General features: G+C 68.6%; 21 protein-coding genes. 12 read left to right on the top strand and 9 right to left on the bottom strand.

The features are described 5' to 3' along the window. Window positions 1-15 precede the first annotated feature (15 nt). A complete protein-coding gene (locus tag K307_RS27100) occupies window positions 16-597 on the top strand; it encodes a GntR family transcriptional regulator (protein ID WP_230626139.1) in 582 nt (193 codons plus the stop codon). Here the strand turns inward: K307_RS27100 and K307_RS27095 are convergent. From K307_RS27095 to K307_RS27085, 3 genes are all read right to left on the bottom strand, one after another. Beyond that, window positions 579-758 (bottom strand): hypothetical protein, encoded by a 180-nt coding sequence (locus tag K307_RS27095; protein WP_042883919.1) that lies wholly within the window; start codon window positions 756-758, stop codon window positions 579-581. The genes K307_RS27100 and K307_RS27095 overlap by 19 nt on opposite strands. Before the next feature lie 83 nt (window positions 759-841). Further along, window positions 842-1,489 (bottom strand): LysE family transporter, encoded by a 648-nt coding sequence (locus K307_RS27090; RefSeq protein WP_042883918.1) that lies wholly within the window; start codon window positions 1,487-1,489, stop codon window positions 842-844. 85 nt (window positions 1,490-1,574) lie between these two features. Continuing rightward, the gene (locus K307_RS27085) at window positions 1,575-2,129 is read right to left on the bottom strand and encodes a hypothetical protein (RefSeq protein ID WP_419187183.1); all 555 of its coding nucleotides are present in this window, start codon (window positions 2,127-2,129) and stop codon (window positions 1,575-1,577) included. Window positions 2,130-2,335: 206 nt separating this feature from the next. Here K307_RS27085 and K307_RS27080 point away from each other — a divergent pair, with 206 nt between their 5' ends. The 3 genes from K307_RS27080 to K307_RS27070 all read left to right on the top strand — a co-directional run bounded on the left by K307_RS27080 (window position 2,336) and on the right by K307_RS27070 (window position 5,799). Next, window positions 2,336-2,839 (top strand): SoxW family protein, encoded by a 504-nt coding sequence (locus K307_RS27080; RefSeq protein WP_042887451.1) that lies wholly within the window; start codon window positions 2,336-2,338, stop codon window positions 2,837-2,839. Between the two features lie 101 nt (window positions 2,840-2,940). After that, entirely contained in the window at window positions 2,941-3,477 is a 537-nt protein-coding gene (locus tag K307_RS27075) for a TlpA disulfide reductase family protein (RefSeq protein ID WP_042883917.1), read from the top strand. Between the two features lie 213 nt (window positions 3,478-3,690). Further along, window positions 3,691-5,799 (top strand): ATP-dependent helicase, encoded by a 2,109-nt coding sequence (locus K307_RS27070; RefSeq protein ID WP_419187182.1) that lies wholly within the window; start codon window positions 3,691-3,693, stop codon window positions 5,797-5,799. A gap of 117 nt (window positions 5,800-5,916) precedes the next feature. Here the strand turns inward: K307_RS27070 and K307_RS27065 are convergent, their stop codons facing one another. From K307_RS27065 to K307_RS27045, 5 genes are all read right to left on the bottom strand, one after another. Then, the gene (locus K307_RS27065; protein ID WP_042883915.1) at window positions 5,917-7,113 is read right to left on the bottom strand and encodes a class I SAM-dependent rRNA methyltransferase; all 1,197 of its coding nucleotides are present in this window, start codon (window positions 7,111-7,113) and stop codon (window positions 5,917-5,919) included. Window positions 7,114-7,226: 113 nt separating this feature from the next. Beyond that, the gene (locus K307_RS27060; protein WP_042883914.1) at window positions 7,227-7,535 is read right to left on the bottom strand and encodes a YbeD family protein; all 309 of its coding nucleotides are present in this window, start codon (window positions 7,533-7,535) and stop codon (window positions 7,227-7,229) included. A gap of 60 nt (window positions 7,536-7,595) precedes the next feature. Further along, entirely contained in the window at window positions 7,596-8,795 is a 1,200-nt protein-coding gene (locus K307_RS27055; protein ID WP_042883913.1) for a D-alanyl-D-alanine carboxypeptidase family protein, read from the bottom strand. Between the two features lie 67 nt (window positions 8,796-8,862). Further along, the gene (locus tag K307_RS27050) at window positions 8,863-9,504 is read right to left on the bottom strand and encodes an alpha/beta hydrolase (RefSeq protein ID WP_022533374.1); all 642 of its coding nucleotides are present in this window, start codon (window positions 9,502-9,504) and stop codon (window positions 8,863-8,865) included. Between the two features lie 189 nt (window positions 9,505-9,693). Then, window positions 9,694-10,014 carry a (2Fe-2S) ferredoxin domain-containing protein gene (locus K307_RS27045; RefSeq protein ID WP_022533373.1) on the bottom strand — a complete coding sequence of 107 codons (321 nt, stop codon included), beginning with the start codon at window positions 10,012-10,014 and terminating at the stop codon, window positions 9,694-9,696. 393 nt (window positions 10,015-10,407) lie between these two features. On the opposite strand from K307_RS27045, the gene K307_RS27040 reads away from it, so the two are divergent. From K307_RS27040 to K307_RS27005, 8 genes are all read left to right on the top strand, one after another. Then, entirely contained in the window at window positions 10,408-11,706 is a 1,299-nt protein-coding gene (locus tag K307_RS27040; protein WP_042883912.1) for a dicarboxylate/amino acid:cation symporter, read from the top strand. 79 nt (window positions 11,707-11,785) lie between these two features. Further along, window positions 11,786-13,792: a sensor histidine kinase gene (locus tag K307_RS27035; RefSeq protein ID WP_042883911.1), complete on the top strand. Its 2,007-nt coding sequence runs from the start codon at window positions 11,786-11,788 to the stop codon at window positions 13,790-13,792. Window positions 13,793-13,800: 8 nt separating this feature from the next. After that, the gene (locus tag K307_RS27030; RefSeq protein WP_042883910.1) at window positions 13,801-15,126 is read left to right on the top strand and encodes a sigma-54-dependent transcriptional regulator; all 1,326 of its coding nucleotides are present in this window, start codon (window positions 13,801-13,803) and stop codon (window positions 15,124-15,126) included. A gap of 237 nt (window positions 15,127-15,363) precedes the next feature. Continuing rightward, on the top strand, window positions 15,364-16,497 hold the full coding sequence (locus K307_RS27025) for an NAD(P)/FAD-dependent oxidoreductase (RefSeq protein WP_042883909.1): 1,134 nt from the start codon (window positions 15,364-15,366) through the stop codon (window positions 16,495-16,497). Between the two features lies 1 nt (window position 16,498). Next, the gene (gene creB / locus K307_RS27020; RefSeq protein ID WP_329955930.1) at window positions 16,499-17,197 is read left to right on the top strand and encodes a two-component system response regulator CreB; all 699 of its coding nucleotides are present in this window, start codon (window positions 16,499-16,501) and stop codon (window positions 17,195-17,197) included. A gap of 9 nt (window positions 17,198-17,206) precedes the next feature. Beyond that, window positions 17,207-18,637, top strand: coding sequence for a two-component system sensor histidine kinase CreC (gene creC / locus K307_RS27015; RefSeq protein ID WP_042883908.1), 1,431 nt, complete (start codon window positions 17,207-17,209; stop codon window positions 18,635-18,637). A gap of 117 nt (window positions 18,638-18,754) precedes the next feature. Then, window positions 18,755-19,732 (top strand): NAD(P)H-dependent flavin oxidoreductase, encoded by a 978-nt coding sequence (locus K307_RS27010; protein ID WP_042883907.1) that lies wholly within the window; start codon window positions 18,755-18,757, stop codon window positions 19,730-19,732. Window positions 19,733-19,780: 48 nt separating this feature from the next. Beyond that, window positions 19,781-20,218 (top strand): YbaN family protein, encoded by a 438-nt coding sequence (locus K307_RS27005; RefSeq protein ID WP_230626367.1) that lies wholly within the window; start codon window positions 19,781-19,783, stop codon window positions 20,216-20,218. Window positions 20,219-20,438: 220 nt separating this feature from the next. Here the strand turns inward: K307_RS27005 and K307_RS27000 are convergent, their stop codons facing one another. After that, complete coding sequence (locus K307_RS27000; RefSeq protein ID WP_042883906.1) at window positions 20,439-21,689, bottom strand: phenylacetate--CoA ligase family protein; 1,251 nt, start codon at window positions 21,687-21,689, stop codon at window positions 20,439-20,441. Between the last annotated feature and the right edge of the window lie 44 nt (window positions 21,690-21,733).

Below are 21,733 nucleotides of genomic sequence, written 5' to 3'. Positions count from 1 at the left end.
TCCGAACGCACGCTGGTGGAATCGCTGGGGATCTCGCGCGTCACCGCGCGGCGCGCACTGCAGGCGCTGGCCGAAGACGGCGCGATCACGCGCAGCCGCGGCGCGGGCACCTTTATCGCGCCGCGTCCCGAGCCCAAGCCGGCGCGGCTCGACAACTTCAGCGAGCTGGCGCGCCGACGCGGCATGACGCCGGCCAGCGAACTGGTGGCGTTCGAGCGCAGCCGCGCCACGCCGCAGGAAGCCGCGGCGCTGGCGTTGCAGGAAGGGGAAGAGATCGTCAGGCTGACCCGGCTGCGCAAGGCTGACGGCCAGACCTACTGGATGGATGTGACCACGCTGGCGCTGGCGGTTTTGCCGGACGCCAGCGCCATCGGCGAGTCGCTCTACGCCTATCTGGAACGGATCGGCAAGCCGGTGCTGCGCGTCACCGAGAAGCTACGCGCCATCATCGCCGGCGACGAACTGGCGGCGCGCCTGAACATCGCCCCGGGCGAGCCGCTGCTGCATATCCTGCGCACCGGCTACACCCACAGCGACAAGCCGGTCGAGCTGACCGACGGCTATTGCCTGAACGATTTCTACGAACTGCGGCAGTAACGCCCGGCCACCGGCGGCTCCACCGGGGGAGGGGTCGGGTCTTCTTCCGGCGGCAGCGGCAGGTCGGGGGGAACGCCCGGCGGCGAGGGTTCTTCCGACGGGGGCACGGTATGGCGCGGCAGCGCGTGTGCGCCGGCATGGGGGTTCAGCGAGGCTGGCATGCGGGGTCTCCGTGGCCGGGGTTCCCCCTCATTGAAGCAAACGCGGCGGGTGCGCGCCAGTGCCGGCACGCACCGCCTGGTCTTCAGGCGTGGTGCCGGCGCACAAAGAACAGCGCCGCGCCCACCGCCATCAGCACGCTGCCGAAGAAGCGGTTCTGCCAGCGCACCGCGCGCGCATTGCGGAACAGCCCCTGCATGCGCGAGGCCAGCAGCGCATAGCCGTGCATCACGACCAGGTCCACGCCGCACATGGTGGCGGCCAGGATCGCCAGCTGCGGCGCCAGCCCATGGTTGGGATCGATAAACTGCGGCAGCACCGCGACCATGAAGATGATGCCCTTGGGATTGGTCACATTGGTCAGCAGACCGGTGGCAAAGCGCCGGCGCGGGCTCATCACGGCCACGCGTGCGGGTCCGGCATCCTCTGCCGAGCCCTCGCTCCTCTCCACTTTCGCGCGCCACTGCTGCACGCCCAGATAGATCAGGTAGAGGGCACCGACGGTCTTGACCACCATGAAGGCCTGCTCCGAAGCCAGCAGCAGCGCGCCCAGCCCGCCGCCGGCCACCAGCAGCACGATTACCAGCCCGGTCTGCAGGCCAAAGATGGTGGTGCTGGTCTTGCGCAGGCCGTACGACAGCCCGTGGCTCATCGACAGCACCGCCCCCGATCCCGGCGACACGGCGATCACCCAGCACGCCGCGAAATAAGCCAGCCAGACTTCCCAACGCATTACGACTCTCCTTTGACGACAACCCTGCCGCTGCCCCGTGTTGCCGGCAACGGCTGAAAAAAATCCTTCGGCGCGGCTCTGCCTGTCAGAGCGGATGGAAGCCGGTGAGGAATTGCTCCACCTGCTCGGCCTGGCGCAGATCGCGCGCCGCATCGCCCGACTCCAGCACCACGGCCTGGTACGCACGGACACCCACGGCCACCAGCCGCGCGGTCAGCCGCCGCGGCGACTGGTCCTGCGGCGACACACCGCTGGCCTGCACTTCCACGCCCTCCAGCGGCCGGCCCGGGCGGTCCGCGGTCATGATCGTGACCGCACGGGTGCGCGCGGGCTCGCCCGACGGCGTGCCGAGGTTGGCCAGCAAGCCGGCCTGCATCGCGGCCAGCGCCTCGCGCCGCAGCGCGGGATCGTCGGCGGGCAGCGTGACCACGCCGACGGCGAACAGCGTGTCGTCGACCCGCGCGGCTTCCATGGTCATCGGCAGCTTGCGGCCGGCGATGGTCACGTCGCGCGCGGCGCTGGTGGGCTTGCCGGGATAGAGCGCGGCGTAGCCGCCTTCGCCGGACTGGATGGTGCGCCAGTCATAGCGCGGCGAGCAGGCGCACAGGACCAGCGCCAGCAGCGCGGCGGCGCATAACAACAAGGGCTTGCGGGCGGCGGCGGGAAGGCTCGGCGGGGCGGCACAGGACGCATGGGGAGCGAATGGCGGACAGCGCGCACAGGCCGGGGCGGCTCTCGGGGGCTGCCGTCGCCTGCGGGCGGAAACCGGTATTATCCCGGAAGCGGCCCGGCAGTGCTTGCCGCGCCGCTCCATTGCCCCCGACGCCTTCGCCCGACTCCTTTGCCATGCCCGCCAACATCGCCGTCCGCGCATCCGCCAGGCTTTGCCGCTCCTGGCTGGCCGCGTGTGCGTTGCTGGCCGCAACCGGCGCGCAGGCCGCGGCAGGGTCGGCGCACCTGCCCCCGGCCACCGACCTGGCCGCCCACGGCGCCGAAGCCGCGCGCCGCGGCGAGCCGGTGGTGGTGCTGGTGTCGATGCCGGGCTGCAGCTATTGCGAGACTGTGCGCCGCAACTACCTCGGCCCACAGGCCGCCGCCGGCGAGATCGCCGTGGTGCGCGAACTCGACCTGACCGCCGACACGCCGCTGCGCGATGCGGACGGCAACCTGACCACCGCGCGCGCCTGGGCGCGGGCGCACCAGGTGCGCGTGGCGCCCACGGTGCTGTTCCTCGACCGGCAGGGCCGCGCCGCCGCCCCGTCGCTGCGCGGCATGCAGCCGGACTTCTATGGCGCCTACCTGGAACAGGCGCTGGACCAGGCACGCGCCGCCGTCGCCACCCGGCGCTGATGCGGTTGCGGCGGATTGCCGCAGCCAGGCCGCGCGCAGCGCCCGGGCGCCAGCGGCATTAGAATGTCACTTTGCCGATCGAATCCGCCTGACCGCATCCCATGACGACTTCCCCTTCCGCCGCCAAACCCGCCCGCAAGCCCTGGCCCGTCGTCGCGGCCGTTGTCGTGCTCGCGCTGCTGGGCTGGTTCGGCTACCGCGCGCTGTCGCCGGCCAATGCCGCGCCGGCCGCCACCTTCACGCTGCTGTCTGGCGAAAAGGTCAGCACCGGCGATCTGAAGGGCAAGGTCTACATAGTCAACTTCTGGGCCACCAGTTGCGCCACCTGCGTCAAGGAAATGCCAGACATGGTCAAGACCTACGAGCAGTTCAAGGGCAAGGGCCTGGAATTCGTCGCGGTGGCGATGAACTACGATCCGCCGATGTACGTGATGAATTACGCCAAGACGCGCGGCCTGCCGTTCAAGGTGGCGATGGATTCGGACGGCACCGCGGCCAAGGCCTTTGGCAATGTGCAGCTGACGCCCACCACCTTCGTGATCGACAAGGACGGCCGCATCCTGAAGCGCTATGTGGGCGAGCCTGAGTGGGATGCGCTGCACAAGCTGCTGGACGGGGCATTGGCAAAGTCTGCATAACGTTACCGCCTGGTTACCGCCTGCAACAGCCGCGAAAAGGTGCTCATCGAGCACCTTTTTTCTTTTTCGATTCACACTCGGGCACTCCCAAGCTTGCGCAGCCGGCCTGTATGGATATACAGTTAGCGCCAGCTTTTTTCCCAGCCTTTCCATCCTGGTGGCGACCCGTGCGCATGCGCGGGCCACGCCCTGCCCGACCCTCGAGCCCTGCCTGTGTCACTGGATCTTGCCCCTGCTTCGAACCTTGCGGACCTCGCGGTCCCAGAAGCCGATGCGGCCCCCGCCTACCTGTCCCGGCTCAACCCGGAGCAGCGCGCCGCGGTCGAGCACGGCAGCGACGCGCCGCTGCTGATCATCGCCGGCGCCGGCTCGGGCAAGACCAATACGCTGGCGCACCGCGTGGCCCACCTGGTGCTGGGCGGCGCCGACCCGCGCCGCATCCTGCTGCTGACCTTCTCGCGCCGCGCCGCCGCCGAGATGGGCCGCCGCGTCGAACGCATCGTCGACCAGGCGCTCGGCACCCAGACCGGCGCCGGGCGTGCCGCGCTGCAGTGGTCCGGCACCTTCCACGCCATCGGCGCGCGCCTGCTGCGCGAATACGCCGAGACGCTGGGCCTGTCGCCCGCCTTCACCATCAGCGACCGCGGCGATTCGGCCGACCTGATGCACGTGGTGCGCCACGACCTGGGCCTGTCCGAGACCGCCAGCCGCTTCCCCAGGAAGGAAACCTGCCTGGCGATCTACTCGCGCGTGGTCAACACGCAGGCCCCGCTGGAAGACGTGCTCAAGCAGCAGTTCCCGCGCTACGCGATGTGGGCCGATGCGCTGCGCACGCTCTTTGCCGGCTATGTCGAGGCCAAGCAGAAGCAGCACGTGCTCGACTACGACGACCTGCTGCTGTACTGGGCGCAGGCGATGGCCGAGCCCAGCATCGCGCAGGACATGGGCGCGCGCTTCGACCATATCCTGGTCGATGAATACCAGGACACCAACGCGCTGCAGGCATCGATCCTGCTGGCCATGCGCCCCGATGGCCGCGGCCTGACCGTGGTGGGCGACGACGCGCAGTCGATCTATGCCTTCCGCGGCGCCACCGTGCGCAATATCCTCGATTTCCCGCAGCAGTTCACGCCGGCGGCGCAGCAGGTCACGCTGTCGCAGAACTACCGCTCGACGCAGCCGATCCTGCAGGCCGCCAACGCGGTGATCGGGCTGGCGGCGGAGCGCTATACCAAGGATCTGTGGTCCGATCGCGCCTCGGCGGAAAAGCCCGGCGTGATCGTCGTCAACGATGAGGCCGACCAGGCCCGCTACGTGGTCGAGCAGGTGCTGGCGCGGCGCGAGGCCGGGCTGGCGCTGATGGCGCAGGCGGTGTTGTTCCGCGCCGCCGACCACAGCGCGCAGGTCGAGATCGAGCTGGCGCGGCGCAATATCCCGTTCGTGAAATTCGGCGGACTGAAATTCCTGGAATCGACGCACGTGAAGGATGTGCTGGCCGTGGTGCGCTGGCTGGAAAACCCGCGCGACCGCATGGCGGGCTTCCGCACGCTGCAGCTCTTGCCCGGCATCGGCCCCAAGACCGCGGCGCGCGTGCTCGATGCGCTGGCGCTGGCCACCGAGCCGCTGTTCTCGCTGGAAGAATTCGAACCCCCGCCTGCCGCCGCGCCCGCGTGGGCCGACCTGCTGGCGCTGGCGCGCGCGCTGATGGCGCCGACCTCGCCATGGCCGTCGGAATTCGAGCAGGTGCTGGCCTGGTACGCGCCGCACCTGGAACGCCTGCATGACGATGCCGCCGCGCGCCAGGCCGACCTGCAGCAGCTCGAGCGCATCGCGGCTACCTATGGCGCGCGCGAGCGTTTCCTGACCGAGCTGACGCTGGATCCGCCTAGCGCGTCGAGCGATGAATCCGGCGTGCCCTCGCGCGACGAGGACTACCTGATCCTGTCGACCATCCACTCGGCCAAGGGGCAGGAGTGGAAGGCGGTGTATGTGCTCAACGCGGTGGATGGCTGCATGCCGTCCGACCTGGCAACGGGAACTACCGAAGAGATCGAGGAAGAACGGCGGCTGATGTATGTGGCGATGACGCGGGCCAAGGACCATCTCGACATCGTCGTGCCGCAGCGCTTCTATGTGCACCAGCAGGTGGGCTTTGGCGACCGGCATGTGTATGCGTCGCGCACGCGCTTTTTGCCGAATCGCGTGATGCCCAACTTCCACAGCCGTGCGTGGCCGCCGCCGCCGATGCCGGGCGAAGGGCAGGTCAAGCCAGCGCTGGCGCCGGTGGATCTGGCTAGTCGGATGCGGAATATGTGGCGGTGAGACAGGAGCTTGCGAAAGCGCCCACTATGCCGCCGGTGTGCCCCCTCTCCCGCTTGCGGGAGAGGGGAGAAAACAAGCGGTTTGGCTAAGGGCCGTCGCCGCTAACAAGCTGCCGCGTTACGCCACCTTCTCCAGCAGCAACCCCTTCAGGTACTCTCCTTCCGGGAACGCCGCCAGCATCGGGTGATCCGTGCCGGCGGACAAACGCCGCAGGATGCGCGCATCGGCACGCGCATCGGTAACCGCGCCCGCCACGATCTTCTGGAACAACTCCATGCTGATCGCACCCGAGCAGGAGTACGTGAACAGCAGCCCGCCCGGCCGCAGCAGCTGCGTGCCGACCAGGTTGATCTCCTTGTAGGCACGCGCGGCGCGGTCGATATGCTGCGCCGACGGCGCGAACTTGGGCGGGTCCAGCACGATCAGGTCGAACTGGCGGCCCTCGGCGCGGAATTCGCGCAGGGTCTTGAACACGTCGGCATCGAGCCAGGTAGCGCGCTCGGGATCGAAGCCGTTGAGCGTGACATTGCCCGCGGCAATCTTCAGCGCCTCGCCCGAGGAATCGATCGAGGTCACCGCCTTGGCCCCGCCACGCAGCGCGGCCAGCGAGAAACCGCCCGTATAGCAGAAGCAGTTCAGCACCTCGCGGCCTTCGGCCAGGTCGCCGACCAGCTTGCGGTTGTCGCGCTGGTCCACGTAGAAGCCGGTCTTGTGGCCGCTGCGCACGTCGACGTAGTAGCGCACGCCATGCTCGGTCACCGACAGCGCGGGATCGGGCTCGGCGCCGGCCAGCACGCCCGTCACCAGCTCCAGCCCTTCGCGCTGGCGCACGGCGGCATCGGATCGCTCGTAGACGTTGGGGCAGCCGGTTTCCTTGACCAGCGCCTGCACGATCGCGGCCTTCCAGTGCTCAACGCCCGCGGAATTGAACTGGCACACCAGCTGGCCCTGCGCGCCGTTGCCGTAGTAGTCGACGATCAGGCCAGGCAGCCGGTCCGATTCGCCGAAGATCAGGCGCACCGCATCGCTGTCCTTCACCCATTGCCGCCGGTACGCGATCGCCGCGGCCACGCGGCGCTTGAACAGGGCGTGGTCGACCGGCTCGTTCTCGTCGAAGGTCCACGCGCGCGCGCGGATCTGCGATTCGGGGCTGTAGGCGGCCTTGGCCAGGAAGCGGCCGTCCGCGGCACGCACGGTCACGGTGGCGCCCGGCTCGCAGCGGCCTTCGGTGGTGGCGATGCCGGTGGCATAGATCCACGGGTGGCGGCGCAGCAGGGATTTTTCCTTGCCGGGTTTCAGGGTGATGGTGTTCATGTTGGTATGGCGAAACAGCGGACCCGCGGCAGCAGAGGCTGGTGAGAATGCGTCAAGGCGGCACCCCTCTCCCGCGCGCGGGAGAGGGGAGAAAACTAAGCGGGAGCGAAGCGTTAGAGCACCACCTTCACCATCGGATGCGCAGTCAGCGCCCGATACAAATCATCAAGCTGCTCACGGCTGGTCACCCAGACCGTCACGGTCAGGCCCAGGTAATTGCCATTGCGCGACGGGCGCATCTCCATCTTGCCCGCATGGAAGTCCGGATCGAACTCCTGCACCAGCGTGACGATGGCCTCGGCAAAGCCGTCCTGCATCGAGCCCATCACCTTGATCGGGAAGTGGCTCGGGTATTCGATCAGCGACTGCTCCGGCGGGATATCGCCTGGCTTGCTGCCGCTGCTCTGGTTGTCGGCTGTCATGTCGGATTCTCCGGCGCGGTCCGGCACGCTGCATGGCGCGCCGGGCCTCGCGCATTCAGGTCACTTGCGCTTGAACCACAGGCGGATGGTGTCCCACAGGCGGCCGAAGAAGCCAGCCTCGGGCACGTCTTCCAGCGCCACCACCGGGAACTCCGCCACCTTGTTGGCACCGTCCATCAGCTTGACCATGCCCACCTGCTGGCCCGCCGCGATCGGCGCGATCAGCAGTTCCTGGCGCTCCAGCACCGGCTTCAGGCGGCCACCGGTGCCCTTGGGCACGGTGACGAAGGTCTCTTCCTGCACGCCGATCTTGACCGCGCCGTTCTTGCCCTTGTAGATCTCCGGCGTGGCCAGCACCTGGCCCTTGTCGTACAGGCGCAGCGTGTCATAGAACTGGAAGCCGTAGTTGAGGATCTTCAGGCTTTCCTGCGTGCGCACCTGTTCGGTGGTGGTGCCGATCACGATGGAGATCAGGCGGCGCGAGCCGTTGGGCACGTTGGCCAGCGGCCGCTTGGCCGACGAGATCAGGCAGTAGCCGGCGGACTTGGTGTGGCCGGTCTTGACCCCGTCCACGGTCGGGTCGATGTACAAAAGGCGGTTGCGGTTGGGCTGCCTGATCTTGTTATAGGTGAACTCCTTCTGCGAGTACATGCTGTAGTACTCGGGGAAGTCCTTGATCAGGCGCGTGGTCAGCGTGGCCAGGTCGACCGCGGTGGTGTAGTGGTTCGGGTCGGGGATGCCGTCGGTGTTGGTGAAGTGGGTGTTCTTCATGCCCATGCGCTGGGCCTCGCGGTTCATCATCGCGACGAAGCCCTCTTCCGAGCCGCCCACGGCCTCGGCCAGTGCCAGCGCGGCGTCGTTGCCCGACTGCACGATCAGGCCCAGCAGCAGGTCCTGCACGCTGACCGGCTTGTTGGGCTCGATGAACATGCGCGACTCGTCGCTTTTGACCTTGAGCACCAGGCTGGTCGGCACCACGGTCTGTTCCAGCGTCAGGCGCTTTTCCTTGAGTGCCTCGAACGCCAGGTAGGCGGTCATCAGCTTGGTCAGCGAGGCCGGCTCGATGCGCGCGTCGGCGTTCTGCGACGCCAGGGCCTGGCCGCTGGTCACGTCATACAGCATCCACGACTTGGCTGCGACCTGCGGCATCGGCACGCCCTGCGCAAGGACGGCGGCAGGCGCGGCGGCCAGCGCAACGGCCGCGACGATGGCGGCGGGTGCAAAAGCGGACGAAAGACGTGTCGTGGCTCTATTCAGCATTGTTTCAGTTTCCGACAAGAAAGGGATCGTGCGGGACATGCGGTGAAGCGGCGCGAAACGGCCTGCGTTACCGGTCCCACGCGTTGACGACGAGCTGCTTGATCAGGTGCAGCTTGCGGTGAAAGAAATGGTCGGCGCCGGGGATCACGATCACCGGCAGCTCCTGCGGGCGGGCCCAGTCGAACACGCTCGCGAGCGGCACGGTGTCATCCTGCTCGCCGTGGATGACAATAGTGTCGGCCGGGACCTCGGCCACTTGCCAGCGGCTGGCGGCGGTGCCCACCAGCACCAGGCGCTGCGCGGGCGTACCGGCTTCGGCGAGGCGGCGCGCCACGTGCGTGGTGACGAAGCTGCCGAAGGAGAAGCCGCCCAACGCCAGCGGCAGCGTGGCGGCCTGCGCCGACCACGCGGTCTGTTCGCGCATCCAGGCAATCACTGCGAGCTGGTCGTCCTGCTCGCCGATGCCGTTGTCATGCTCGCCGGCGGTACCGCCCACGCCGCGGAAGTTCGGGCGCACCGTGGCATAGCCCAGTTGCACGAAGGCGCGCGCCAGCGTTTGCGCGACCTTGTTGTCCTTGGTGCCGCCAAAGAGTGGATGCGGGTGCGCCACCAGCGCCAGGCCGCGCGGTTCTCCCTGCGGCAGGTCCACCGAAAGATCGATCGCACCGGCGGGACCGGCAATGGAAAGTACCTGGGTATGCGCGTTCATGATGGGCGGTCAGGATGGCGAGGAACTGGCTGGCTCGGGCCCGGATCTTTCCGGGCAAAAAATGAAAAAACCGTCCGGCTGGCGGGCGGCGGGGTCAGGCTTCAAACGCGGACGCGAAGTCCGTAAAACAACAATGCGGCGGCCGGCGCAGCGTTTGCCGCGCCGGCCGCCGCCGGCATGCGTGTCCGTTCAGCGATCCACCATCAGCCGCTCCACCGGCTTGCCGTTGAGCAGGTGGCTGTCGATGATTTCATCGATGTCGTGCTCGTCGACAAAGGTGTACCAGATGGCCTCGGGGTAGACCACCAGCACCGGGCCGAGTTCACAGCGGTTCAGGCAGCCCGCCTTGTTGATGCGCACGCGGCCTTCGCCACCGGCGATGCCCAGTTCCTTGCAACGCTTCTTGGCGTATTCCTGCATCGCCTTGGCGTTGTGGTTGGCGCAGCAGTCCTCGCCGGCGTCGCGCTGGTTCAGGCAGAAGAAGACGTGATGCTGGTAGTAGCTGCTCATGCGTGCGGTGAGAAAAGCGGGCCCCGGACAGCGGTCGGCCGGATGGCAATGGACGGAAGCTCGGAATTATACGGCGTCGCGGGGGCGTAGCCGCGCCTCTGGCAGGCCCGCACTGCAGTCACCTTCGACAATCCGCGGCAGCTGGGTGGCGCCTCGCGCACCTGCCGCGCCTCCGGCATTCCGAATCCCCGGAGACTCGCTGTCCGGATTTCCGGAATCCCGGAGGCCAGGCGTGCCCGCGAGGCCCGCGTTTCCTTGTGAATCAGGCAGTTAGCCATGCCGGTTGGACTGGCATGTCGATTGCGAATTCCCGTCCCGAACGCGCCGCAACCGTGACGGCGCGCCACCCCGGCCACCACCGCGCCGGGTACGGTCAAAACCGAGGACGACATCATGAAGAAACCCTTCTACAAGATCCTGTACGTGCAGGTGCTGTTCGCCATCCTGGTCGGCATCCTGCTCGGCCATTTCGTGCCCGACACAGGCGTCGCCATGAAGCCGCTGGGCGATGGCTTTATCAAGCTGATCAAGATGATCATCGGCCCGATCATCTTCTGTACCGTGGTGACCGGCATGGCCGGCATGAGCGACATGAAGAAGGTCGGCCGCGTCGGCGGCAAGGCGCTGCTGTACTTCGAGGTGGTGTCGACCTTTGCGTTGCTGATCGGCCTGGGCGCCGCTCACCTGCTCAAGCCGGGCGTGGGCTTCAACATCGACCCGTCGACGCTGGACACCAAGGCGATCGCGCAATACGTGTCCAAGGCGCACGGCCAGAGCACGGTCGAGTTCTTCATGCACATCATCCCGGACACGGTCTTCAGCGCCTTCGCCAACGGTGACATCCTGCAGATCCTGCTGGTGTCGCTGTTCTTCGGCACCGCGCTGGCGGTGATCGGCGAGCGCGCGCGCATCGTGGTGGATCTGATCGAGCAGCTCTCCAAGGTGTTCTTCCATATCGTCCACGTGATCACCAAGGTGGCGCCGATCGGCGCCTTCGGCGCGATGGCGTTCACCATCGGCAAGTACGGCCTGGGCTCGCTGGTGCCGCTGCTCAAGCTGATCGGCACCTTCTACTTCACGGCCATCATCTTCGTGCTGGTGGTGCTGGGCACGATCGCGCGCATGACCGGCTTCAGCATCGTGCGCTTTATCTCGTACATCAAGGAAGAGCTGCTGATCGTGCTGGGCACCAGCTCGTCGGAAGCCGCGCTGCCGCACATGATGGAGAAGCTGGAGAAGCTGGGCTGCTCCAAGTCGGTGGTGGGCCTGGTCGTGCCGACCGGCTATTCGTTCAACCTGGACGGCACCAACATCTACATGACGATGGCGGTGATCTTTATCGCGCAGGCCACCGGCATCGAACTGACGCTGTTGCAGCAGCTCACCATCCTGGCGGTGGCGATGATCACCTCCAAGGGCGCCAGCGGCGTGACCGGCTCGGGCTTTATCACGCTGGCGGCGACGCTGGCGGTGGTGCCGACCATCCCGGTCGCGGGCATGGTGCTGATCCTCGGCATCGACCGCTTCATGAGCGAGTGCCGCGCGCTGACCAACATCATCGGCAACGGCGTGGCCACGGTGGTGGTGTCGGCCTGGGAACGCGAGCTGGACCGCAAGCGCATGGCCCGCGTGCTGCAAGGCGGCGCCGACGATGTGGCGGATCTTGCCGACGTCGGCCAGGGCGCCCGCTAAGCGCGCCACCGTTGTGCGGGCGGCTGCCCCGGCCGCCCGCCAGCGAGTATCATCGGCGCGACAGCCCTCGCGCGCGCCGATGCCCCACTCCGACGACTTTCTCGCCGTGCATGACCCCGCCGCCACCCGTCCGGCCCACGCGCCGGACGCCGGCAGCGGCCGGTGGTGGGGTTTTGCCGTGGTACTGACCGCCGGCCTGCTGCTGCTGTGCGGGCTGACCTGGCTGGTCTCGGTCCAGCGCGGCCTGGCGAGCCTGCAGCAGAGCACTGCCACGCGTGCGGACCGCTACGCCGCCACGCTCGAAAGCACCCTCGACCGCTACGAATTCCTGCCCGCACTGGTGTCGCTGCACCCCTTCGTGCGCGGGCTGCTCGAATCCCCCAACGACCCGGACCGGGTCGCCGCCGCCAACCACTACCTGGCGGAGGTCAACCGCCGCGCGCACGCGTCCGCCACCTATGTGATCGCCGCCAACGGCATTGCGCTGGCGGCCAGCAACCACGGCCAGCCCGGCAGCTTCGTCGGCACCGACTACCGCTTCCGGCCCTATTTCCAGATCGCCTCCGGCGGCACGCTGGGGCGCTTCTATGCCATCGGCATCACCAGCGACGAGCCCGGCTACTACATCGCACAGCCGGTCGAGTCCGGCGGCAAGGTGATCGGCGTAACCGTGGTCAAGCTCAACCTGGAGTGGTTCCAGCGCGCCGGCAACGGCGCCGAGCCGCTGATGGTCAGCGACGACAACGGCGTGATCTTCCTGTCGTCGGTCTCGGCATGGCAGTACCGCACGCTGCGCCCGCTGCCGCCGGCGCTGCAGGCCGAGCTGGAGAAGACGCGCCAGTACCACGACCGCGCGGTGACGCCGCTGCCGCTGGAGCCGCTCACCTCCCCGGTCACGCGCTGGCTGGCCGACACCACCCTGGACGCCGGCGCGCGGCTGGTGCGCGTGCGCGACGACGCACCCACGACCAAAACGACATTCGCCCCCGACGGCGCCGAGCGCGCCGACCGCTACCTCGAACTCGGCCGCACCGTGGGCCCCGCCGGCTGGACCATGCAGGTGATGGCGCCGCTGGAACCGGTGCTGGCCAATGCGCGCAACGCCACCGTCGCGGCGGCGCTCGCCTACGCCTGCATCTGCCTGCTGCTGGTCAACTGGCGCCAGCGCCGCCAGCGCGCGCGCGACATGCTGTACAGTCGCCGCCTGCTGGAGGCCGCCTACGACGAGCTGGAACGCCGCGTGGAAGCGCGCACCGCCGACCTGATGGCCATCAACGAGAAGCTGGAGGAACAGGTGGCCGAACGCACCCGCGCCGAAAGCGAGCTGCGCGCGGCGCAGGACGAACTGGTGCAGGCCAGCAAGCTGGCCGCGCTGGGGCAGATGGCAGCGGGCATCACGCATGAGCTGAACCAGCCGCTGGCGGCGCTGCGCACCTTCTCCGACAACACGCGCGTGCTGCTGGAGCGCGGGCAGCTTGCCGCCGCCGAAGGCAACCTCACTGCGATCGCCGACCTGACCGAGCGCATGGGCAAGATCACCAGCCAGCTCAAGCTGTTTGCCGGCAAGGCGCGGCCGGTGCGGCGTCCGGTGGTGGTGCGCGCGTCAGTCGATCACGTGCTGGCACTGCTGGCGCCGCGGCTGGCTGCGGTGACGATCAGCGTCACCGGGCTGGATGACCTGCCGGGGCTGGCCGTGCGTGCCGACGAACTGAAGCTCGAGCAGGTACTGCTGAACCTGCTCGGCAACGCCCTCGACGCCATCGCCACAGCGGCGCCGCAGCATGGCCGCATCGACCTCGACGTGCAGGCCGACGGCCATGCCATCACCATCGTCGTGCGCGACAATGGCACCGGCATCGCGCCGGAAGCACTGCCGCGCCTGTTCGAACCCTTCTTCACCACCAAGGAAACCGGGCAAGGCCTGGGCCTGGGGCTGGCGATCTCGTCGTCGATCGTGCGCGAGTTCGGCGGCCAACTCAGCGTGGCCAACGTCCCCGGCGGCGGCGCGCAGTTCACGCTGGTGCTGGCGCGCGCGCCGGCCACCGATGCCGCCGATCCCGCGCGTACGGTTTCCGCACCCCAATGAGTATTGCCATGCAAGACGGTCTGCGTGTCCTGTTTGTCGAAGACGAGCCGCTGGTACGCCAGGCCACCGCCCAGAGCCTGGAGCTGGCCGGCTTTACCGTGCTGGCGCTGCCCTCGGCCGAAGCCGCCCTGCCCCACCTGCACGGCGCCTTTCCCGGCGTGGTGGTGACCGACGTGCGCCTGCCCGGCGCCAGCGGCCTGGACCTGCTCCAGCACTGCCGCAACGCCGCGCCGGGCGTGCCGGTGGTGCTGGTGACCGGCCACGGCGACATCACCATGGCCGTGCAGGCCATGCGCGAGGGCGCCTACGACTTTATCGAGAAACCCTTCGGCGCCGACCGCCTGACCGACACCGTGCGCCGCGCGCTGGAACGCCGCGCGCTGGAACTGGAAAACCAGGCGCTGCGCCGCGAACTGGCCGGCCCCGCCGCGGGCACGCGCATCATCGGCCGCTCGCCCGCGATCGAACAGGTGCGCGCGCTGGTGGCCAACGTCGCGCCCACCGACGTGCCGGTGATGATCAACGGCGAGACCGGCACCGGCAAGGAACTGGTTGCGCGCAGCCTGCATGCGCTGTCCGGCCGCGCCGAAGGGCCATTTATCGCGCTGAACTGCGGCGCGGTGCCCGAGGCCATCTTCGAGAGCGAGATGTTCGGCCACGAGGCCGGCGCCTTCACCGGCGCGGGCAAGCGCCGCGTCGGCAAGCTCGAACACGCCTCGGGCGGCACGCTCTTCCTCGACGAGATCGAGAGCATGCCGCTGGCGCTGCAGGTCAAGCTGCTGCGCGTGCTGCAGGAAGGCACGCTGGAGCGGCTGGGGTCCAATGCCTCGATCAAGATCGACGTGCGCATCGTGGCCGCGGCCAAGGGCGACATGGACGCGCTGGTGGCGCAGGGCACTTTCCGCGAAGACCTCTACTACCGCCTGAACGTGGTCACCATCGCGCTGCCGCCCCTGCGCGAGCGGCGCGAGGACATCGTGGCGCTGTTCGAGCATTTCATGCTGGTGGCGGCGGTGCGTTACCAGCGCCCGGCGCCGATCCTGTCCGAGGCGCAACGCCAGGCGCTGGCGCAGCGGCCGTGGCCGGGCAATGTGCGCGAGCTGCGCAATGCCGCCGACCGGCTGGTGCTGGGCGTGCCCGAGGGCGGCCAGGCGGGCGCGCAGGCCGCCGCGCCGGACGAGACCGCCCCGCTGCGCGAACGGATGGAGCACTACGAGCGCGCCGTGATCGCCGATGCGCTGGCGCGTACCGGCGGCGCGGTCAGCCAGGCGGCGGATTTGCTGCAGGTCGGCAAGGCCACGCTGTACGACAAGATCAAGCGCTACGGGCTCTGACCGCTGTCACGCCGCGTTCACCCCGCTGCCATGCAGGCGTCACATTGGCCGCCTATGCTTCGCATGCGGCTGCGGCATTGGCAGGTGCCCGCCGTCTGTATCAATCTTCGTGGTAATTGATGGCCCCGCGGTGTCGCGGGGCATTTTTTTGGCTGTGGGGCACGCCGCTTCACACCCACCACACATTGCCCTCACCCCGGCTGGCCAGACTGGAGACTCCAATCTCCGGGACCTGCCATGCCTCTCTTCGACTATGACGTCGTCGTCGCCGGCGCCAGCTTCGCCGGCGCCGCCTGCGCCCTTGCCGCCGCGCGCGCCGGCCTGCGCGTGCTGGTGCTCGACCGCAAGGACGATCCGGGCGACAAGCTGCACACCACCGGCATCCTGGTCAAGGAAGCCATCGAACAGACCTGGCTGGGACGCGCGCCCGCCGACTGCGTGCATCGCGTGGAACGCGTGCGGCTGTACTCGCCCCGGCTGCGCAGCATCGACCTGAGCGCACCGGGCTACTACTTCCACACCACCGATACCCCCAGGCTGATGCGCTGGCTCGCGGCCGAGCTGGTGCGGCATGGCGTGGAGTTGCGGCTCGGGCAGGCGTTCGTGGGCGCAGTGTCGCGCAACGGCGGCTGGCATGTGTCCGGCGTGGGCAATACGCGCTACCTCATCGGCGCGGATGGCGCGAAGTCGCGCGTGGCGCAGTGCGCCGGGCTGGGACGGGTGGAGAGCTTCCTGTATGGCGTGGAATACGAGTTCCCGGGCCTGTCCCTGCCCGAACCCGGCGCGCTGCACTGCTTTCTCACCCGCCGCTTCGCGCCCGGCTATATCGGCTGGATCGCACAGAACCCCACCGGCGTGCAGGCCGGCCTGGCGCTGCGCCATCTGCCGCTGCGCGGCCGTGCGCCGGATCTCGACGGGCTGCTGGCGCATGTGCGCGAACGCGCCGGGTTGCCGGTGCTGGCGCGGCCGGCAGCGACGCGCGCGGGCCTGATCCCGTGCGGCGGCGGCCCGGCCTTTCCGCTCGCACGCGATGGCGTGATCCTGACCGGCGACGCCGCCGGCATCGTCTCGCCCGTCACCGCGGGCGGCATCCATTACGCCTTTGCCCATGGCGAGTCGGTCGGCCGTGCCGTGGCCGGGCACCTGCTGCACGGCGGCCCGGCGCCGGAAGCCGTCGCCAGTGCCAGCGCCCCGCGCTTTCGCGGCAAGCGGGCGCTGCGCTGGATGTTCGATCGCTTCCAGTGCGACTGGCCCTTCGACCTGCTGCTGAATTCGTCCCCGCTGCGCTGGGCCGCGGAGCAGATCTACTTCCACAGGCGTCGCGGCGACGAGCCCGCGCCGCCGCCGCGCACGGCGGTCACCCTGGACTAGAATGCCGGGCATGGAACAACCACGGATCCTGGTGGTGGAAGACGAGCAGGCCATCGCCGACACCATCCTCTATGCGCTGCGCACCGATGGCATGCAGGCGGAGCACTGCACGCTCGGCAATGCTGCGCTTGAACAGATGCGCGCCGGGCCGGCCGACCTGGTGATCCTCGACGTGGGATTGCCCGACATCAACGGTTTCGAGGTCTGCCGCACGCTGCGCACCTTCTGCGATGCGCCGGTGATCTTCCTGACCGCACGCCATGAAGAGATCGACCGCATCGTCGGCCTGGAGATCGGCGCCGACGACTACGTGGTCAAGCCGTTTTCGCCACGCGAGCTGGCCGCGCGCGTGCGCGCCATCCTGCGCCGGGCGCGCGGCGGCAGTCCGGCCGTTGCGAAGACCGAAGACAGCGCCGGCTTCAGCCACGACAAGGACGGCGCGCGCCTCGCCTACCGCGGCCGCTGGCTGGACCTGACCCGCTACGAATACTTGCTGCTGGCATTGCTGGTGACCCACCCGGGCCGCATCTACTCGCGCACGCAGCTGATGGAGATCGTCTGGCAAGACGCGCTCGACACCAGCGACCGCACCGTCGACACCCATATCAAGACCCTGCGCGCCAAGCTGCGTGACGCCACCCCGGACGGCGCCGAGCGCATCCGCACCCATCGCGGCATGGGCTATTCGCTGGAACCCTGAGCGCGTGCCATGCATATCGGCCTGCGCATCTTCTTCGGCTTCTTCCTGATCGTCGGCCTGGCGACGGTGCTGACGCTGCGCGTGTTCGTGCAGGAGGTCAAGCCCGGCGTGCGCCAGGCCATGGAAGACACGCTGATCGATACCGCGCACGTGCTGGCGGCACTCGCCGCCGACGACATGAAGGCCGGCCGCATCGGCGACGGCGACTTCGCGCGGCGCATGGCGGCGCTGCGCACCGCGCCGGTCGATGCCGAGGTGTGGGGCCTGCACAAGGACAACATCGGCTACCGCGTCTATGTCACCGATGCCAACGGCATCGTCCGCTTCGACTCGACCGGCACCGACGTGGGCCACGACTATTCACGCTGGAACGATGTCTACCTGACGCTGCGCGGCCGCTACGGCGCGCGCAGCACGCGCACCGACCCCGACGACGAGGCCACGACCGTGATGCACGTGGCCGCACCGGTGCGCGACGGCGAGCGCATCATCGGCGTGCTAACCGTGGCCAAGCCCAATGCGGCGATGGCGCCCTTTATCGAGCGCAGCCAGCACAAGATCCTGCTCTATGGCGGGCTGCTGATCGGCGCCGCCTGCGTGATCGGCATCGCCTGCACGCTGTGGCTGGTGCATGGACTGCAGCGGCTGCGCAGCTATGCGCGCGCGGTGGCCGCCGGCGAGCGCGCCGAGATGCCCCTGCGCGGCGCCAGCGAGCTGGCCGAGCTGGGCCGTGCGGTACAGGGCATGCGCGAGCGGCTGGAGGACAAGCAGTATGTCGAGCACTACATCCATACGCTGACGCACGAGATGAAGAGCCCGCTGGCCGCGATCGGCGGCGCCGCCGAGCTGCTGCAGGAAGAGATGCCGGCGCCGGACCGCCAGCGCTTCGTCGCCAATATCCGCGCCCAGTCCGGGCGGCTCGAGACCATGATCCGCAAGCTGCTGGCGCTGGCCGACGTGGAGCAGCGCCAGCGCCTGGAAGTGCGCGAGCCGGTGCGGCTGGCGCCGATGCTGGCAGAACTGTGCGACGAACTGGAACCGCGTGCGCGCCAGCGCGGCGTCACGCTGCGGCTGGCCGTGGACGGCGGGCGCGACCTGGTGGCCGGCGATCCGTTCCTGCTGCGCCAGGCAATCGCCAACCTGCTGGAAAACGCCATCGACTTCGCGCCGGCGGGCAGCGAGGTCACCGTGCGGCTGGAACGGCGCAGCAACGCGGTCGCCGTCGCCGTGGCCGACCAGGGCCCCGGCATCCCGGACTACGCGCTGCCGCGCGTGTTCGAACGCTTCTACTCGCTGCCGCGACCGCACGGCGCGGACAAGAGCACCGGCCTGGGCCTGTGCTTTGCGCGCGAGGTGGCGACGCTGCATCATGGCGATGTGACGCTGGCCAACCGCCCCGGCGGCGGCGCACTGGCGGAACTGACGCTGCCGGCCGCCTGACACCGCGGGATCGGCATAGACTATGGCTTCTAGCGATGCGCCGCTGAAACTCCCTATAATCGAACGACCGTTCATTTAGGGCACACCAACGTGCCCGCCAGTGGTTCAGGAGACACCATGCCCGCCGCCAAGCAACTGCCCCAGGTCCTGCAGAACCTGGCCCTGCCCATCATCGCCTCACCCATGTTTATCGTCAGCTATCCGGAGCTGGTGCTGGCGCAATGCAAGGCCGGCATCGTCGGATCGTTCCCGGCGCTCAATGCGCGCCCGGCAGAGCTGCTCGACGAGTGGCTCACCCAGATCCAGGATGAACTGAACGCCTTCAAGGCGGCCAACCCCGGCGCGCCGGTGGGCCCGGTCGCGGTCAATCAGATCGTGCACGTCTCCAACGCCCGGCTCGAGCAGGACATCAGGGTGTGCGTCGAGCACAAGGTGCCGATCTTTATCACCTCGCTGCGCGCGCCGGTCAAGGAGATGATCGACGCGGTGCACAGCTACGGCGGCATCGTGCTGCACGACGTGATCAGCATGCGCCATGCCGAGAAGGCGATCGAAGCCGGCGTCGACGGCCTGATCCTGGTGGCGGCCGGCGCCGGCGGCCATGCCGGCATGCTGTCTCCGTTCGCACTGGTGGGTGAAGTGCGCAAGATCTTCGATGGCCCGATCGCACTGTCGGGCTCGATCGCCACCGGCGAGGCGGTGCTGGCGGCGCAGGCCATGGGCGCGGACTTTGCCTACGTGGGCACGCGCTTTATCGCCTCGCAGGAGGCGCACGCGGCCGAAACGTACAAGCAGTCGATCACAAGCTCGGCCGCCGCCGATATCGTCTACACCAACCTGTTCACCGGCGTGCACGGCAACTACATCCGCGAGAGCATCAGCAACGCGGGACTGGACCCGGACAACCTGCCGGTGGCCGACAAGAGCAAGATGGACTTCTCCAGCGGCAGCTCCAAGGCCAAGGCGTGGAAGGATATCTGGGGCGCCGGCCAGGGCGTGGGGCAGATCCATGACATTCCCACTGCCGGGGAAATCGTTGCGCGCATGAAAGCGGAGTACGATGAGGCCAAGGCGCGGCTGGGTATCGCGCGCTGACCGATCCATTACCGGGCCGCTTTGCGGCCCTTTGTTCGCCCATTGTCCCTGTCCCGTCCCGCTACCTCGCCCGATCCTGAAGCGACGCTGAGCCGCCGCCAGCGGGCGCTGCGCGCCATCTGGGTGGCGCTGGGCGGCATCTGCCTGTTGCTTGGGGTGATTGGTATCTTCCTGCCGGTGTTGCCGACCACGCCGTTCGTGCTGCTGGCCGCAGCGTGCTTTGCGCGCGGTTCGCGGCGCTTTCATGAATGGCTGCTGGGGCATCCGCGCTTCGGGCCGCTGGTCAGTGACTGGCAGCGGCATCGCAGCATCCCCTTTCGGGCGAAGTGCCTGGCCTTGTCGATGATGTGGGTGTCGATGGGGACTACTGCCTGGCTGATGCGGGGGCGGCCGCTGACGTCGGCGGCGTTGCTGGCGTGTGCGGTGGGCGTGAGTGTGTGGATGATCCGGTTGCCGACGCGGCCGCCGGAGGGGCGGAAGTCCTGAGTTTTGAGGCGCGTGATGGCGTAGCGTCGCGTGTTACTTCGTTGATGCGCCAGCCCTCACCCCCGCCCCTCTCCCGCAAGCGGGAGAGGGGAGCAAACCCGCAGCGTTCGTGCCGAAGTGCGCTTGATATAGGCCGCGGCGCCATGCATACGCTCCCCTCTCCCGCGCGCGGGAGAGGGATGGGGGGGAGGGCGGGCGTGTCCACGAAGTCCGTCACGTATCAATCGTACCGCCGCGCGTCCTCAATCACCTTCCCATCCTGCGGCAACGACCCCGCAGCCACGAACGCCACCTCGCCGCGCAGCCGCATCACCTCGCGCAGCGACTCCGCGACCGCGCGCTGCAGCGCCTCGTCCTCGCGCGTGGCATCGCAGTGCAGCGTCATTACGTCGGCGCCGAGCTCACCGGTCACCACCAGTCGCGCGGCGCGGATCTCAGGATGGCGCCGCAGGACATCCGCCACCTGCCCCGGATGCACGAACATACCCTTCACCTTGGTCGCCTGGTCAGCGCGACCGAGCCACCCCTTGAGGCGAATATTGGTGCGCCCGCACGGGCTCGGCCGCTGCGACGACTCCGCCACGATCGCCGACAAGTCGCCGGTGCCAAAGCGGATCAACGGATAGTCGCCATTGCCCAGCACCGTCACCACCACCTCGCCGGTCTCGCCTTCAGCCATCGGCTTTGAGCCGCCAGGCTCAACGATCTCCACCAGCACGCCCTCGTCCACGACCCAGCCGTCGCCGCCTTCGGTTTCATAAGCGATCAAGCCGACATCCGCGGTGCCATACATCTGCTGCACACGCACGCCCCGCTCCTTGAACCAGGCACGCAGCGACGGCGGCAGCGCCTCGCCCGAGACCAGCGCCTTGGACAGGCTGGTGCAGGGCGTGCCCAACTCGTCGCCGCGCTCCAGCAGCAGCTTCAGGAACGACGGCGTGCCCGCATAGGCAGCCGGCTGCAGGCTGGCCAGCGCCTGCACCTGCGATTCGGTCTGGCCGACACCGGCGGGGAACACGCAGCAGCCGAGCCGGTGCGCGCCGGTTTCCATCATCATGCCGGCCGGCGTGAAGTGGTAGGAGAAGGTGTTGTAGACCAGATCGCCGGCGCGGAAGCCCGCGGCGAACATCGCGCGCGCCACGCGCCACCAGTCCGCATCCTTGCCGTCGGGTTCGTGGATCGGGCCGGGCGACTGGAATACGTGGCGCAGGCCGCCAAGCGGCGTCGCGTTGAGCCCGCCCAGCGGCGGCAACGCGCGCTGGCGTGCCGAGAGATCTGACTTGCGCGTGACCGGCAGCGCCGCCAGGGCAGCGCGCGAGGTCAGCAAGCGCGGCTCGACGCCACTCAGCATCTCGGCAAAGTAAGGCGCGTTGTCGCGCGCATGGGCTACCTGGCGTGCCAGGGCGGCAAGGAGCGCCTGCTCGCGGACTTCCGGCGCGCGGGTTTCGAGCGAATCGAAGTGTTCTGGCATGGTGCTGTGCGTCAGGGGAATGGATGCGGCTCGCCGCCGCGCCG

This window comes from Cupriavidus necator A5-1 (assembly GCF_000744095.1).
GTDB lineage: Bacteria > Pseudomonadota > Gammaproteobacteria > Burkholderiales > Burkholderiaceae > Cupriavidus > Cupriavidus necator_A.
Note: the sequence above shows the minus strand (reverse complement) of the source record. Positions and strands in the feature narration are given on the sequence as shown.

Bases quoted from the DNA above. Each gene is read 5' to 3' on its own strand.
- K307_RS27050 (WP_022533374.1), bottom strand. From the start codon at position 9,504: ATGAACGCGCATACCCAGGTACTTTCCATTGCCGGTCCCGCCGGTGCG.
- K307_RS27025 (WP_042883909.1), top strand. From the start codon at position 15,364: ATGCCTCTCTTCGACTATGACGTCGTCGTCGCCGGCGCCAGCTTCGCC.
- K307_RS27090 (WP_042883918.1), bottom strand. From the start codon at position 1,489: ATGCGTTGGGAAGTCTGGCTGGCTTATTTCGCGGCGTGCTGGGTGATC.
- K307_RS27045 (WP_022533373.1), bottom strand. From the start codon at position 10,014: ATGAGCAGCTACTACCAGCATCACGTCTTCTTCTGCCTGAACCAGCGC.
- K307_RS27010 (WP_042883907.1), top strand. From the start codon at position 18,755: ATGCCCGCCGCCAAGCAACTGCCCCAGGTCCTGCAGAACCTGGCCCTG.
- K307_RS27080 (WP_042887451.1), top strand. From the start codon at position 2,336: ATGCCCGCCAACATCGCCGTCCGCGCATCCGCCAGGCTTTGCCGCTCC.
- K307_RS27095 (WP_042883919.1), bottom strand. From the start codon at position 758: ATGCCAGCCTCGCTGAACCCCCATGCCGGCGCACACGCGCTGCCGCGC.
- K307_RS27055 (WP_042883913.1), bottom strand. From the start codon at position 8,795: ATGCTGAATAGAGCCACGACACGTCTTTCGTCCGCTTTTGCACCCGCC.
- K307_RS27060 (WP_042883914.1), bottom strand. From the start codon at position 7,535: ATGACAGCCGACAACCAGAGCAGCGGCAGCAAGCCAGGCGATATCCCG.
- K307_RS27035 (WP_042883911.1), top strand. From the start codon at position 11,786: ATGCCCCACTCCGACGACTTTCTCGCCGTGCATGACCCCGCCGCCACC.
- K307_RS27075 (WP_042883917.1), top strand. From the start codon at position 2,941: ATGACGACTTCCCCTTCCGCCGCCAAACCCGCCCGCAAGCCCTGGCCC.
- creC (WP_042883908.1), top strand. From the start codon at position 17,207: ATGCATATCGGCCTGCGCATCTTCTTCGGCTTCTTCCTGATCGTCGGC.
- K307_RS27000 (WP_042883906.1), bottom strand. From the start codon at position 21,689: ATGCCAGAACACTTCGATTCGCTCGAAACCCGCGCGCCGGAAGTCCGC.
- creB (WP_329955930.1), top strand. From the start codon at position 16,499: ATGCCGGGCATGGAACAACCACGGATCCTGGTGGTGGAAGACGAGCAG.
- K307_RS27030 (WP_042883910.1), top strand. From the start codon at position 13,801: ATGCAAGACGGTCTGCGTGTCCTGTTTGTCGAAGACGAGCCGCTGGTA.
- K307_RS27040 (WP_042883912.1), top strand. From the start codon at position 10,408: ATGAAGAAACCCTTCTACAAGATCCTGTACGTGCAGGTGCTGTTCGCC.
- K307_RS27065 (WP_042883915.1), bottom strand. From the start codon at position 7,113: ATGAACACCATCACCCTGAAACCCGGCAAGGAAAAATCCCTGCTGCGC.